Raw genomic sequence first — 14285 nt, forward strand, 5'->3', positions numbered from 1 at the left:
CGGCGCACCGGTCGGCGCGGACACCCGACGCGTGGCACGCCGACGCGGACGCACGGGCGCGGCCTCGGCAGCAGTCTCTTCGGCCGGCTCGGCCACAGCGGCGGGCGCGGCCACCTCGGCGGCAGCCGGCGTACCAGACGTGGCGGCGGGCTGGGTCTCGGTCCCGGTGTCCTCGGCGGACGCGGGCGTGCCGGTGGGCGCCGTCGCGCGGCGGGTGGTCCGGCGGCGCGGGCGCGCGGCGGGCGCGGCTTCCTCGGCCGGTTCGGTCGCGGGTGCCTCGGCGGCGGTGTCCTCGGCGGTACCGGCGGCGGGCGCGGCCGGCGTGGCCATGCTGCGCGTGGCCCGGCGCCGGGCGCGGCGCGGCGCGGCCTCCTCGCCGACGACGACCTCGCCGGCCTCGGGCACGGCGGCGGGCGCGGGCGCGGCGGGTACGACGGTCTCGGCGGCCTCCGCTGCCTCGGGCGCCGGCGAACCGGCGGGCGCGGAGGCGCGGCGCGTGGCCCGGCGGCGCGGACGCGCGGCGGGGGCCTCGTCGGTGGGCGCCTGCGCGGCAGCGGTGTCTTCTCCGGTCACAGCCGCCTCTTCGGTCGCAAGGGCCTCGTCGGCCTCGGTGTCCGCCACCACCTGGGTGACCTCGTCGGCCTCCGCGACCGGTATGGCCGGCACGGTGACCTCGGCGGGCGTCTGCACCGCGGCGGGCGGTCCCGCCGGGCGGGACGCGGCTCGGCGACGCCTGCGCGGCGGCAGGGTGTCGCTCGGAGTGTTCGGTTCGGAACCCTCGATGGGTTCGGTCGGTTCGAGCATGCGGGCGTTTCTCCCGTCAGGCTCCCGGGCGCCGCACCTGGTCCGGCGCCGGTCTCAGGGACCGTCCGCCGTTGACGTCCGCGGCCCGCGCGATACGCGGTGGCCGCCGTCCGGGGCGCGGGCGCCGCACGGGAGCACTCTGTGTCCTGTCTCGCCGGTTCCGTACGCCTTGTCGGTACGGCCTGGCGAAAGTCTTCTGGTCGGTGCGCTGCCCGACCCAGGTGGCTCCCGAGTACGAGGGCGGCGCTACGGCGTCCGTCCCTACGCGGGACCGTCCGCCATGGGCGCCGTCGCGGCGGCCGGCCGGGCCGTCAGGGCCCCGGCGGCCTCGCGGTCGAGCGCGAGCGGGTCGGTCACCGTGCCGGTCTCTTCATCGAACAGCCCCTGCGCCAGCCTGGTCACCGCTGCGGGGACCGGCGGCGCCAGGTCGGCCACGGCGCGGAGACCGGACAGGACGTCGTCGGGTCGTACGGCAGGCGTCACGTGCCGAACAACCAGCCGCAGTATCGCACAGGGCCGGTCGGTCGGCCTATCAGCCGGTGCACCGTGCGTTTCCAGACTCACCACGGCCGGGCGGGCGTCGAAGGTGCGGACGCCGTTCTTGGTCAGGCGCTGGACCTCGACGGCACCGGCCTCGTTGAAGGCCCGCACCGCGCGTTCGGCCTCGGCCGGCTCGACGCCGTCCAGCCGCAGCTCCCAGACGGAGGCCGTCAGCCGGTCGGCGAGGCCCGCGGTGCGCGCCTCCACCGCGTCGGTGATGTCGAGCCCGGCGGGCAGCGACTCGTCGAGGAGGGCGCGCAGGGTCTCCGGGTCGCGCGCCTGGGTGAGCGCGATCTCCAGGTACTCCGCCTCACTGCCCGTGCCGGTGGGTGCGGCATTGGCGTACGACACCTTCGGGTGCGGCGTGAACCCGGCCGAGTACGCCATCGGCACCTCGGCGCGGCGCAGCGCCCGCTCGAAGGCGCGCTGGAAGTCTCGGTGGCTGGTGAACCTCAGGCGGCCGCGCTTGGTGTAACGCAGTCGGATGCGCTGCACCGCGGGTGCGGGCGGCGGGCCTTCGGGCTGTCGCTTGCCCAGTGTCCTAATCCTTCGTGAGTGCGGTCGTACTCCTACCAAGAGTACGTGTGTCGTGGGCCGTGGGTTCCCGCCGGTCCACCGCCTCGGGCCGGCGGGGCTCACCGAACAGCATCCGGCGGAACTCGGCGCGGGTCTGCCGTACCGTGTCGCGGGCCGTGGCCAGCGCCTCGCGCGTGACCCGGCCCACCGCGCGCAGGCCCGCGGCGACGGGCCGCAGGACGGCGTCCCGTACGACGTGCCCGACGGGCGTGAGCACGGTCCGGTACACCCAGCGCACCGGCTCCACGAGGATCCACCGGAAGAGGGTCCCGAGGGCGCGGCCGACGGCCCGGGAGATCCGCCCGGCGACCCGCCAGGCGTGCCCGAGGGCGTCCGCCAACTCCCGCCCGAGGAAGCCGAGGAACCGGCCGGCCGGCGCGAGGACCCAGCGCCACAGGGCGAGCGCGGGCAGCACGAGCAGGACGCGGGCGGTCCAGTACAGGGCCAGGCCGGCGCCGGTGACGAGCAGTCCCAGTACCCGGCCGAGGCCCCGCGCACACCAGGCGACGGCCCGGCCGGCCGGGGCGAGGACCCAGGTGTACAGCCACCGCGCGGGTACGGCGATCAGGTACCGCGCCAGCCAGGCGACGGCCGTGTACGCACCGAACCCGAGGGCGGCCAGCACCGCGCCGGCGCCCGTCAGCAGCCAGGCGACCGCCCGGCCGACGGGGCACAGCAGGCGCGCGTACATCCAGGCGAGCCCGGCACCGGCACCGCGCGCCAGCCAGAGCAGGGCGTGCCCCAGAGGCGTGAGGACGCCCCGGTACAGCCAGCCGGCCGGCACGACGACGAGGACGTGACCGAGCCAGCCGAGCGCCCGGCCGGCGGGCACCACGGCATACCGCCACAGAGCGACGAACGGCCATACGAACACGGCCCTGCCGAGCCACAGCAGCGCCCGCCCGAACGGCCGCAGCACGGTGTCCCGCAGCAGCCGTCCGCCGGCGACGAGCGCGTCCCACACCATCCGCACCGGCACGACCAGCACCAGGACGACGATCCGCACGGGAAGGCGGACAGCGACGACGAGGCACCCCTCGGGCTGGCGGGACGGGGCGGCCGGCTTCTCAAGGTCCATACCCGATGAGACGCGCGAACCACCCGTTCGGATGCGGTCCCCTCCCGCGCGTCGCCTCTCGGCCGGGTGCGCGGACCCTGGTCCGTCTCCGTCACCGCGCGGCCGCCTCGGACTCCCACACGCCCGCCTTGCGGACCTCCGGGCCCGCCACCCGTGCCGCGCCGGCCGTGCACAGCAGCCACAGCAGGTCGAGGGAGCCGAAGAACGATTCCCCCCAACTGTCCACCCAGACGCGGACCTGCGCCGGGCCCACCGGCACGGCGTCCCAGAATGCCCAGCCGCGGGACTCCTCGTCCGGATCGAAGCGGTAGATCCAGTCCTGCAGCGGCCAAGGGCTGCCGCCGCCGCGCTCGGTGTACGCGGTGCGGCCGAGCCGGGCGAATCGCCCGGGCACCTCACCGCCCCGGGCGCAGACCGTCGTGAACCACTCCGGGAACTCGTCCGCCGGCAGGTCCTCGTCGTCGAACCGGGCCGTGCGGGCCAGTTGGAGCGCCGCCGCGAGGACCTGCCGTACCCGCTGCGCGTACTCCGCGGCGGAACCCTCGGCGACCTCGACGGTGAAGACCGCCAGAACGGGCGGAGCCGCATCGGCTGCCGGGCGCCGCCGGACGCGGTCCAGTTCCGCCGCGACGCTCTCCTCGCTGTGGATCACCGTTCGGTCCTGTCCTTCCCCCACGACGCGCCCGCAGTGGCCGGCGACCGCCTGCCGCAGGCCCACGCCCTGCCGGCGGAGACGTTCCGCACGGAGTCGTCGGCGGGAGCACGCGGATCGGTCCGCCTGCCGCCGGGAGGGCTCGGGTCCGCTGCGCTGCTGCCGTCAGCGGGCCGCAGTCGCGTATCCGTCGATGATGCGAGCCGCCTCCGCGAAGGGCATGTGGAAGAACTCGCGGTCCCTGCGGACGCGGTAGTCGGCGAGAAGGGCGTGGACCTCCGCTTCGACGCGCTGGGCGTGGGCGACCGTCCACGCGCCGCGGACGCCCCAGGGGATGATCACACCGGTGGCCGAGTTGATCTCTTTGGCCCGGGTCAGGGGGTCCCGGTCGGTGTAGCCGATCTTGAGCATCTCGGGGGCCTCGCGGGTGGAGAGCACGTAGACGAAGCCACGGCCGTCGAGGGGAGCCGGCGTGCCGGTGATGAAGTCGCCCAGCCGCCGCGGGAGTCCGGCCGCCGTCAGCGTCGCCGCCGCCTCGGCCGCTCCCTGCCAGTTCGCGTCCCTGATGCACAGGCGCAGGTGCTGGAGCGTGCCGGACGCCTGGCGCGCCTCCTTGAGGGGCGGGTAGCCCAGCTGCGCGGAGACCGTGAACCAGTCCCACTGGTCCTTCTTGTACGTCCGGGTGAACAAGCCCTTGACCGTGGACAAGTCGTCGAGCCGGCCCAGGGCCGCGACATGGCCCTGGGCGAGGGTGGCGAGCACCGTCCGCGCGGCCTCGACACGCGCACGCTGCACATCAGGCTTGACGGGGGCCAGCCCGAAGCCCCACTTCTGCTCTATTCGTGTGACCTGCCGGCCCGCCCTCCCACGCGACTCCATACGGCAATCCTAGGCAGCCCCGGGTGCCTCCAGGACTCCCCGGGGCGCCCGTGACCTCTCCGGAGGCCCGTGACCTCTCCAGGAACCGGCAGCGGCGGGCGGGAGGACGCCGCCGGCACCGACGGGCGGAGGGCGCCCCGGCTGGGGAGAGGCCGGCACCGTGCAGCCGGCCCGGTGTCCTCACTCCACTTCGATGCCGTACTCCTGGACGAGCTGCTCCAGCCCTCCGGTGAACCCCTTCCCGCCGAGCACGAAGTCCCAGTCGCCGTTGGGCCTGCGCCGGAAGGAGCCGAGCACCAATGCGGTCTCGCCGGAGCGGCCGTCGGAGACCCCGAGCCGGCCGAGTTCGGTCATCGCCGGGTCCAGCAGCCGGATGCACGCATCGGTGAATCCGGACAGGTCGGCTTCCGGGTTCACCTCCGGGTCGACGGCCGCCGCGAGAACCAAGCGGTCGGCCGCTTCCGGCAGCGCGGCGAAGGAGACACGGAGCGCCGCCTTGTCCGGCGCCGCAGCCGGCACCGCGCGTACCGAACCGTCCGGAGTCTGCGGATTGTTGAAGAAGACGAAGTGGTCTTCGCCCAGGACGCGATCGCCACGGCAGACGAGGGCGCATACGTCCAGTGCGACGCTGCCGGACCACATCATGCCCAGCACGTTGTGGTCGTCGGGCGCTGCCGCAGGACGGGAGGGCGCCGGCTGCGCCGGAGCCGGTCGTCCACCCTCGCCCAGGCGCCCACGAAGCCCGTGCCGGTGCAGCAGGTCGACGAGTTCACCGCCGGAGATGAGTTCCAGGGGCTTGCCCCGAGCGAAGGTGTGCGAGCCGGGGCCGAAGCCCGCCGTGGTCACCAGCACGCCCTTGTTGGCGCCGACGTCCTGGACCGTTCCGTACAGGTCACGCACCGCAGTGGGCGGCACGGTGCTGCGGTAGCGCTTCACCTGTACGACGATCTTGCCGCCTCGGATGGGCGTCGGGTCCAGCGCGTCGACGTCCACGCCGCCGTCATGGGAGCGCTGGGTCGTCACGGCCTGCATCCCCATGGCGCGGAACAGGTCGGCAACGAGTGACTCGAAGGCGATCGGATCCATGTCGTACAGATCCGGTTCCTCGTCACCGCCGTGGGTGACGACATGATGGCCGACGTCCTGCGGCTTCCGGCCCGGGCGTACGGCGGTGAGCTGGTCGGGGCGGGACGCGAGCTGGCCCCTCAACGCGTCGGTCAGACAGCTGACCGCGTCCACCTGTTCCAGGTGCAGGCCGGCCAACGCCGCCCGCTGCGCCATGACGGTCGCAAGGACGATGTGCGTTCGCCTGCCCGTCGCCGGATCGTGGGCGTCCACGAAGCCGTTCAGGGCCACCGAGTCGAGGATGCCGTACTCGTCCGCCGCGAAGAGCTGGCGCAGGACCAGCAGCAGGCTCTGCGCCAGCACCTCTCGGTACAGCCCACGGCGCTGGGTCACAGGACGCGCGGACTCCTTGTCCTCGTCCTGCGCGGGCACGTACCTCACGGATTTCGCCTCGGGGACCACGTCGTACCCGGGCAGCTCCCAGTCCAGGACCAACTGTCGCGCCGCCGGGTCGAAGGCTGCCGCGACCTGCCGGGGGAACCCTTCGGGCCAGGCGGTCGACGAGTAGAGAGCGGCGGAGAAGTACTCCACCGCGGAGTCGGGGTCTCCCCGCCTGACGCCCTCGGTCACCTCGACGACGCCGGCGTTGTGCCGGTGCACTTCCGCCCGCAGGGCCCCGGTCCTCTGCTCGTGGTCCCGGCGGAGGGCCGCCAGCCGCTGCTGCCGCTGTGCTTCGGCGGCTTGCGCGGCGTGCCAGTCCCGTTCGAAACGAGCCTGCGCCTCCGCCTGGACTTGGGCGCGCCGGTTCGCGGTCCAGCCTCCCTGCACCTGGTACCGGCTCGCATCCGGCATGCGCACGGGCCAGGCGAGCTGTCCAGGGTCGAACGGCGGAATCTCTTCCGTGCGCATCAGGGACGATGCCCTGAAGGCCGGCGCCCGGCACCCCGCGACCAGCAGCCCCTGCAAGGCGGCGACCTGCGCGTCCAGCTCCTCCGTGCGCCGTCGCGCCTCCGCCTGCCGGTACTGCCGGTACTCCTGCGCGGCACGTCGTTGACGGGCCCGCGCCTGCCGTTCCTCTTCCCGGCGCCGTCTGGCCTCGGCTTCCACTTGACGCTGGTGCTGACGCTGCGCATCCGCCCAGACACCGACAAAACCAGCAGAGCGACGACTCATGCGCTACAGGCCCTCCCCAGGACGTCGGCACAGCCGACCACGCTCTGGTTGTCCCCACAACCAGTAGTAACCAAAGGACTCTATCCAGCGATCGCGGGCAGGGAAATCGACGTGTCAAAAGCAACGCGCACCGGCGGTTCCGGCGGGTCATGACACGCTCCGCAGCGCACACCGCCCCCTGCACCTCGAACGTGGTGTTCATGGTGCAGGGGGCGGTGGGCGCTGCGCGGTACGGCAGCGGACCGTCAGGGAAGGCGCACGTCAGTGTGTGTGGCCGCTTGTCGCCGGGGCCGGGGTCGCGTTCTTGACCGTCAGGGGCAGGAGCTTCTTGCCGGTGGGGCCGATCTGGATGTGGGTGTCCATCTGCGGGCAGACGCCGCAGTCGAAGCACGGGGTCCAGCGGCAGTCCTCGACCTCCGTCTCGTCGAGGGCGTCCTGCCAGTCCTCCCAGAGCCAGTCCTTGTCCAGGCCGGAGTCGAGGTGGTCCCAGGGCAGGACCTCCTCGTAGGTGCGCTCCCGGGTGGTGTACCAGTCGACGTCCACGCCGAAGGGGGCGAGGGCCTTGTCCGCGCACGCCATCCAGCGGTCGTAGGAGAAGTGTTCGCGCCAGCCGTCGAAGCGGCCGCCGTCGTCGTACACCGCGCGGATGACCGCGCCGATACGGCGGTCGCCGCGGGAGAGCAGGCCCTCCACGATGCCGGGCTTGCCGTCGTGGTAGCGGAAGCCGATCGAGCGGCCGTACTTCTTGTCGCCGCGGATCTTGTCGCGCAGCTTGGCCAGCCGGGCGTCCGTCTCCTCCGCCGAGAGCTGCGGGGCCCACTGGAAGGGCGTGTGGGGCTTGGGCACGAAGCCGCCGATGGAGACCGTGCAGCGGATGTCCTGGGAGCCGGAGACCTCGCGGCCCTTCTGGATCACGCGGGTCGCCATGTCGGCGATCTGCAGGACGTCCTCGTCGGTCTCCGTGGGCAGGCCGCACATGAAGTACAGCTTCACCTGGCGCCAGCCGTTGCCGTACGCCGTGGCGACCGTGCGGATCAGGTCGTCCTCCGAGACCATCTTGTTGATGACCTTGCGGATGCGTTCGGAGCCGCCCTCGGGGGCGAAGGTCAGACCGGAGCGGCGGCCGTTGCGGGTCAGCTCGTTGGCCAGGTCGATGTTGAAGGCGTCCACGCGGGTGGAGGGCAGGGAGAGGCCGATCTTGTCGTCCTCGTACCGGTCCGCGAGGCCCTTGGCGACCTCGCCGATCTCGCTGTGGTCCGCGGAGGAGAGGGACAGCAGGCCCACCTCCTCGAAGCCGGTCGCCTTCAGGCCCTTGTCGACCATCTCGCCGATGCCCGTGATGGACCGCTCCCGGACGGGCCGGGTGATCATGCCGGCCTGGCAGAAACGGCAGCCGCGCGTGCAGCCGCGGAAGATCTCCACCGACATCCGCTCGTGGACGGTCTCGGCCAGCGGCACCAGGGGCTGCTTGGGGTACGGCCACTCGTCCAGGTCCATGACCGTGTGCTTGGACACCCGCCACGGCACGCCGGAGCGGTTGGGGACGACCCGGGCGATGCGGCCGTCCGGCAGGTATTCGACGTCGTAGAACGCCGGGATGTACACCCCGCCCGTCTTCGCCAGCCGGAAGAGGACTTCCTGCCGGCCGCCGGGGCGGCCCTCGGCCTTCCACTCGCGGATGATCCGGGTCATGTCGAGGACGGCCTGCTCGCCGTCGCCGATCACGGCCGCGTCGATGAAGTCGGCGATCGGCTCCGGGTTGAAGGCGGCGTGGCCGCCGGCCAGGACGATCGGGTCGTCGTCGGTGCGGTCCCGGGACTCCAGCGGGATGCCGGCCAGGTCCAGCGCGGTGAGCATGTTCGTGTAGCCCAGCTCCGTGGAGAAGCTGAGACCGAACACGTCGAACGCCTTCACCGGGCGGTGGCTGTCCACCGTGAACTGCGGGACGCCGTGCTCGCGCATCAGCGCCTCCAGGTCCGGCCAGACGCTGTAGGTGCGCTCGGCGAGGACGCCCTGCTGCTCGTTCAGGACCTCGTAGAGGATCATGACGCCCTGGTTGGGCAGGCCGACCTCGTACGCGTCCGGGTACATGAGCGCCCAGCGGACATCGCACTCGTCCCACGGCTTCACCGTGGAGTTGAGCTCGCCGCCGACGTACTGGATCGGCTTCTGCACGTGCGGGAGCAGAGCTTCGAGCTGCGGGAAAACCGACTCGACAGGCATCTCGCGAACCTTCGTGAGCTGACGGGGGTGACCATCAAGCGTAACCCGGACGGCGGTCCGGTCCGAACGGTCAGCCGGCTGCGGACGTCCCGCCGCCGGTCTCCTGCCACCGTACGGCCAGTTCGGCCTCCAGCCGGGCCGCGCGGGCCTCCTCCCTGCCGTACAGCAGCCCGTACGCGAACGTGTCCTCCCCCGCCGCGTGCGCCACCGCCGCCAGTTCCCGCAGGGTGCGGCGGGCCATGACGCCGTCGTGGTGGTCGCCGAGGAGGGTGGTGAGGGATTTCATGGCCTTGGTGCGGCCGCGGGCGCCGGTGGCCTCGGCCGCGTACCGGACGCGCTTGGCCTTCTTGCGGGCCTCGTGCAGGGCGCGGTCGCGGTCGTCGCCCGGCGGCAGCGCGAGCGCGTGCTCCATGCGGGCCGTCAGCTTTTTCGCGCCCTTGCGCACGGCCTTGCCGAGCGTCTTCCGCGGTTTCCCGCCGGCCGCCGCGCGCAGGGGCGGGTCGGTGAGCAGGGCGTCCAGGGTGTCGAGCAGGGCCAGGTGGCGGCGGGAGTCCAGGACGCCGGTCAGATGGGCGTGGGCGCCGCCGTGCCGGGCCCCGGCCCAGGCGGTGAGACGGGCCCGGGCGGGGCCGGTGGCCAGGGCGGGCGGCAGCGCGTCGAGGGCGGTGGTCAGCCGGTCGGCCAGCACCTCCTGGTCGCGGTCGACGCCCAGCTCGCCCGCGAGCCACTTCAGCTCACCGCCGACGGGGCCGGTGACGGAGCCGTCCAGGACGCCGGTGAAGGTGCGCAGGGTGGCGTGGGCGCGGCGGGCCGCGACCCGCATCCGGTGCACCGCGTCGGGGACGCCGCGGCGGACGGCGGGGTCGAGGGCGACCAGCGCGTCCCGCTGGGCGCGCAGGTAGGCGAGGACGTGGTCGCCGGCGGTCACCGGGCGCCCGGGTCCGCCGCTCCCCCGGCGGTGCCCGGCCGTCAGTTCCAGGGCGCGGACCAGTTTGGAGGGGGCGGCGGCGGGGCGTGCGCCCGCCTTGCGCAGCCGTTTGTCCACCTGGTCGAGGAGGGCCGGGTCGCCGCCGTCGGCCAGTTCGACCTCGATCTCGGTCCAGCGCACGGTCCGGCCCGCGCCGGTGAGCCGTTCGGCGGTCACGGTGTCCAGGCTCGCCTCGGCCAGCAGGGTGCCGTCCGCGTCGACCAGGTGCCGGACGTCACGGGCGGAGCGCAGCCGGACCAGCGGGAGCAGCGGGCGGTCCCGGACCCGGGAACGGACCAGGGCGGCGATCTCCTCGGGGACGGTGTCGTGCAGCGGGGCCTGGATCTCGTCGCGGACTCCGGGGGCGACCGGGAACTTCAGGTGCCAGCCGGCGTCGGAGCCGCCGGTGCGGCGGCGCAGGGTGAGCGAGGCGGCAGTCAGGCGTTCGTCGGCGGTGTCGTAGTACGTCGCGTCCAGCTCGACCACGCCCTTGTCGAGAACCGCGGCCACCGCGCCGGCACCGGTCAGGTCGGGCAGCCCGCCCTCGATGGATTCGTACTTGCGCTCGATCTCACGCCTTGCCTCCGCCATACACCGAATCTAGTGTCCGCGACGCCGATACGGCAGAGGACGGCCCGTGGTCCGCCCGCCACGCACCCGTGCCGGGCCGCCACGCCACTGCCACGCCACCGGCACCCCACCCGGAGGTCTACGCCGACATCGGTCGTTGCACCTTGATGGACTGGAGCAGTCCCACGGCCACCCAGACCGCGAACATCGACGAGCCTCCGTACGACACGAACGGCAGGGGCAGGCCGGTGACCGGCATGATGCCGAGGGTCATGCCGATGTTCTCGAAGGACTGGAAGGCGAACCAGGCGACGATCCCGGCGGCCACGATCGTCCCGTACAGCTCGGTCGAGTCGCGTGCTATCCGGCAGGCGCGCCACAGCAGGACGCCGAGCAGGAAGATGATCAGGCCCGCGCCGACGAAGCCCAGTTCCTCGCCCGCGACCGTGAACACGAAGTCCGTCTGCTGCTCGGGCACGAACTGGCCGGTGGTCTGCGAGCCGTGGAAGAGCCCGGCGCCGGTCAGCCCGCCGGAACCGATGGCGATCCGGGCCTGGTTGGTGTTGTAGCCGACGCCCGCCGGGTCCAGGTCGGGGTTGGCGAAGGCCGCGAACCGGTTGATCTGGTACTCGTCCAGGATGTGCAGCTGCCAGATCGCCACACAGCCGATCACTCCGGCGGTGAGCAGGCCGAAGACCCAGCGGTTGGAGGAGCCGGAGGCGAGCAGCACACCCAGGATGATCGCCACCATCGCCAGCACCGAGCCGAGGTCGGGCATGAGCAGCAGGATCATGATCGGCACGGCGGCCAGGCACAGCGCCTGGAAGACGGTCCGGTGGTCGGGGAACGGCTTGTCGCCCGCGTCCACCCGCGCGGCCAGCAGCATGGCCATGCCCAGGATGATCGAGATCTTGAGGAACTCGGCGGGCTGGAGGGAGAAACCGCCGATGACGAGCCAGTTGCGCTGGCCGTTGATCGTCGCGCCGAGCGGGGTCAGGACGATCAGGGCGAGGAGCACCGACAGGCCGTAGAGGACCGGCACGGCGTTGCGCAGGGCGCGGTGGCCGAGCCAGAGCGTGGCGATCATCAGGGCGATCCCGATGCCGAGGTTCATCAGGTGCCGCAGCAGGAAGAAGTACGGGTCGCCCTGGTTCAGTTCGGTGCGGTTGCGGGTCGCCGAGTACACCAGCAGCGAGCCCAGCAGGGACAGGGCGGTGGCCGCGAGCAGTATCGGCCAGTCCAGCCTGCGGGTGAGCGAGTCGCGGGCGAAGAGCCTGGTCCAGCCGGCCCGCTCGGGGCCGTACCCGGAGACGGAGAAGCTGTTCGTGCCGGTCATGAGGGCATCCTCCGGCTTCCCCGCGGGCGGTGACCGCGGCGCCTGCGGGTGGCGCGGTTGCCCGTGGTGGGCGAGGGCGTGGTGCCCGCGGGCGGCTGGCCGGCGCCGTTGGTGGGGTTGTTCTTCTGGGCGGTCTCGGCGTCCTTCGCCGGGTCGCCGGTGACCTTGGGGGCGGCGATGGTGCCGTCCGTGCGGACCTTGGGCAGGCCCTTCTGCGGCTCGGGCAGCAGTGCCTGCTTCGGGTCGATGGAGCCGTCACCCCGGACGCCGTACAGCGCGCTGTAGATGTTGCGCACGGCTTCACCGGAGGCGCCGGAACCCGTGCCGGCCTGGGCGATCGTCATGATCACCGTGTAGTCCTTGGAGTAGGTGGCCAGCCAGGACGTGGTCTGCTTGCCGTAGACCTCCGCCGTGCCGGTCTTGGCGTGCAGCGGGATCTTGTCCTGCGGCCAGCCGCCGAACTTCCAGGCCGCCGTGCCGCGGGTGATGACGCCCGCGAAGGCGTCGTCCATGCCCTTGAGGGTGGCCTGGCTGACCGGCAGCTTCCCGCGCTTCTTCGGCTTGATCTCCCGTGCGGTCTTGCCGTCGGGGCTGATGATCGCCTTGCCGATGGTCGGCTGGTACATCGTGCCGCCGTTGGCGACGGCGCCGTAGATCACGGCCTCCTGGATCGGGGTGACGAGGGTGTCGCCCTGGCCGATGGAGTAGTTGATCGAGTCGCCTTCGCGCATCTTGTTGCCTTCGAGGCAGTTCTCGTAGGCGATCTTCTCGACGTAGGTGCCGTCCTTCTTGCCGGTCCTGCACCAGGCGTCCTTGTTGGCCTTCCAGTACGCCTCTTTCCACTGGCGGTCGGGGACGCGGCCGGTGACCTCGTTGGGCAGGTCGACGCCGGTCTCCTTGCCGAGGCCGAACTGGTGGGCGGCGCGGTAGAAGTAGTCCTTGGGCCGGTTCGCGCCGGGGTGGATGCCGCCGTCCTTCTTCCACTCCTTGTCGGACAGGTAGTAGAAGACGGTGTCGCAGGAGACCTCCAGGGCGCGGCCGAGGGAGATGGGACCGAAGTTCTCGCCCTCGAAGTTCTTGAAGACCTGGTTGCCCACCGAGTAGGAACTCGTGCAGGGGTAGCGGCCGTCGAAGGCGTAGCCGGCCTCTACGGCGGCGGCCGTGGAGACCACCTTGAACGTCGAACCGGGCGCGGCCTGACCCTGTATGGCCCGGTTGAGCAGCGGGTAGTCCGAGTCCTTGCCGGTGAGGGCGGTGTAGTCCTTCGCGGAGATGCCGCCGACCCAGACGTTCGGGTCGTAGGTCGGCGCGGAGGCCATCGCCACGATCCGGCCGGTCTTGGCCTCCATCACCACGACGGCACCGGAGTCGGCTTTGTAATTGGTGCCGGTGATCTTGTCGTACTGCTGGCGGGCCGCCTTCATCGCCTTGTCCAGCTCGTACTCCGCGACCCGCTGGACGCGGGAGTCGATGCTGGTGACCAGGTTCGAGCCGGGCTGGGCGGCGTCCGACTCGGCCTTGCCGATGACCCGGCCGAGGTTGTCGACCTCGTAGCGGGTGACGCCGGCCTTGCCGCGCAGCACCTTGTCGTACGTCCGCTCCAGGCCGGACCGGCCGACCATGTCGGAGCGCAGATAGGGCGAGTCGGTGTCCTTGGCCTGCTGGATCTCCTCGTCGGTGACGGGCGAGAGATAGCCGAGCACCTGGGCGGTGTTGGACTTGCCGGGGCCCGGGTAGCGGCGGACGGCCTCGGGCTCGGCGGTGATGCCGGGGAAGTCCTCGGAGCGCTCGCGGATCTGCAGGGCCTGCTTGGCGGTGGCCTCGTCGGTGATCGGGATCGGCTGGTACGGCGAGCCGTTCCAGCAGGGCTGGGGCGTCTTGGCGTCGCACAGCCGGACCTTGCGCAGGACCTCCTGCGGGTCCATGCCGAGGACGCCGGCCAGCTTGGTCAGGACGGCCTTGCCGTCGTCCGGCTGCTTCAGCAGGTCGGTGCGGGAGGCGGAGACCACCAGGCGGGTCTCGTTGTCCGCGAGGGGCACGCCGCGGGCGTCGAGGATGTCCCCGCGCACGGCGGCGTCGACCACCTGCTGGACGTGGTTGCCGGACGCCTCCTTCTGGTACTCCGCGCCCTGGCGGATCTGCAGGTACCACAGCCGGCCGCCGAGCGTGCCGAGCAGGGAGAGGACGAGGATCTGGATGACGACGAGCCGGATCTGGACCCGTGGGGTCCGACCGGTCTCGGGAATGTTGGTCACTGCGGCTGTCTCCCCCTCTCAGTGCGCGGACGTGTATGCGTGCGGCGTGGGTACGCGGTGCGGGTGGGCGCGCGCCGGCCGGGCGTGCACGCAGGATGAACGACCGGCCGGTGCGCCCGCGTTCCAGGAAAGCTGACCCGAACGAGTGAACCCGCCGGGGTCGAACT

9 protein-coding genes and 1 pseudogene are annotated in these 14285 nt (G+C 72.4%); all 10 read right to left on the reverse strand.

Annotated features, from left to right (window positions below; all coding sequences use genetic code 11):
* Window positions 1–804: pseudogene (locus ACH4OA_RS04145) on the reverse strand (ribonuclease E/G); the annotation flags it as partial.
* Between the two features lie 261 nt (window positions 805–1065).
* Complete coding sequence (locus ACH4OA_RS04150) at window positions 1066–1839, reverse strand: TIGR03936 family radical SAM-associated protein (protein WP_397967535.1); 774 nt, start codon at window positions 1837–1839, stop codon at window positions 1066–1068.
* 46 nt (window positions 1840–1885) lie between these two features.
* Window positions 1886–2998, reverse strand: coding sequence for a hypothetical protein (locus ACH4OA_RS04155; protein ID WP_397967537.1), 1113 nt, complete (start codon window positions 2996–2998; stop codon window positions 1886–1888).
* 91 nt (window positions 2999–3089) lie between these two features.
* Window positions 3090–3650: a hypothetical protein gene (locus tag ACH4OA_RS04160; RefSeq protein ID WP_397947682.1), complete on the reverse strand. Its 561-nt coding sequence runs from the start codon at window positions 3648–3650 to the stop codon at window positions 3090–3092.
* Window positions 3651–3815: 165 nt separating this feature from the next.
* Window positions 3816–4529, reverse strand: a complete 714-nt coding sequence (locus ACH4OA_RS04165; protein WP_397942814.1) for a GIY-YIG nuclease family protein — start codon at window positions 4527–4529, stop codon at window positions 3816–3818.
* A 180-nt stretch (window positions 4530–4709) separates the two neighbouring features.
* Window positions 4710–6767 (reverse strand): restriction endonuclease, encoded by a 2058-nt coding sequence (locus tag ACH4OA_RS04170; RefSeq protein ID WP_397947686.1) that lies wholly within the window; start codon window positions 6765–6767, stop codon window positions 4710–4712.
* A gap of 261 nt (window positions 6768–7028) precedes the next feature.
* The gene (locus tag ACH4OA_RS04175; RefSeq protein ID WP_397942810.1) at window positions 7029–8990 is read right to left on the reverse strand and encodes a TIGR03960 family B12-binding radical SAM protein; all 1962 of its coding nucleotides are present in this window, start codon (window positions 8988–8990) and stop codon (window positions 7029–7031) included.
* Window positions 8991–9060: 70 nt separating this feature from the next.
* Window positions 9061–10548, reverse strand: coding sequence for a CHAD domain-containing protein (locus ACH4OA_RS04180; protein ID WP_397967539.1), 1488 nt, complete (start codon window positions 10546–10548; stop codon window positions 9061–9063).
* Between the two features lie 118 nt (window positions 10549–10666).
* Window positions 10667–11863, reverse strand: a complete 1197-nt coding sequence (rodA, locus tag ACH4OA_RS04185) for a rod shape-determining protein RodA (protein ID WP_365876012.1) — start codon at window positions 11861–11863, stop codon at window positions 10667–10669.
* The gene (gene mrdA / locus ACH4OA_RS04190) at window positions 11860–14118 is read right to left on the reverse strand and encodes a penicillin-binding protein 2 (RefSeq protein ID WP_397967540.1); all 2259 of its coding nucleotides are present in this window, start codon (window positions 14116–14118) and stop codon (window positions 11860–11862) included. Before mrdA ends, rodA begins: the two co-directional genes overlap by 4 nt.
* Between the last annotated feature and the right edge of the window lie 167 nt (window positions 14119–14285).

It is taken from the genome of Streptomyces sp. NPDC017095 (assembly GCF_044332325.1).
Lineage (GTDB): Bacteria > Actinomycetota > Actinomycetes > Streptomycetales > Streptomycetaceae > Streptomyces.

What these genes read in the sequence shown, in the direction of transcription:
- ACH4OA_RS04170 (WP_397947686.1), bottom strand. Translation starts at nt 6,767, where the DNA reads ATGAGTCGTCGCTCTGCTGGTTTTGTCGGTGTCTGGGCGGATGCGCAG.
- ACH4OA_RS04175 (WP_397942810.1), bottom strand. Translation starts at nt 8,990, where the DNA reads ATGCCTGTCGAGTCGGTTTTCCCGCAGCTCGAAGCTCTGCTCCCGCAC.
- ACH4OA_RS04155 (WP_397967537.1), bottom strand. Translation starts at nt 2,998, where the DNA reads ATGGACCTTGAGAAGCCGGCCGCCCCGTCCCGCCAGCCCGAGGGGTGC.
- rodA (WP_365876012.1), bottom strand. Translation starts at nt 11,863, where the DNA reads ATGACCGGCACGAACAGCTTCTCCGTCTCCGGGTACGGCCCCGAGCGG.
- ACH4OA_RS04180 (WP_397967539.1), bottom strand. Translation starts at nt 10,548, where the DNA reads ATGGCGGAGGCAAGGCGTGAGATCGAGCGCAAGTACGAATCCATCGAG.
- ACH4OA_RS04165 (WP_397942814.1), bottom strand. Translation starts at nt 4,529, where the DNA reads ATGGAGTCGCGTGGGAGGGCGGGCCGGCAGGTCACACGAATAGAGCAG.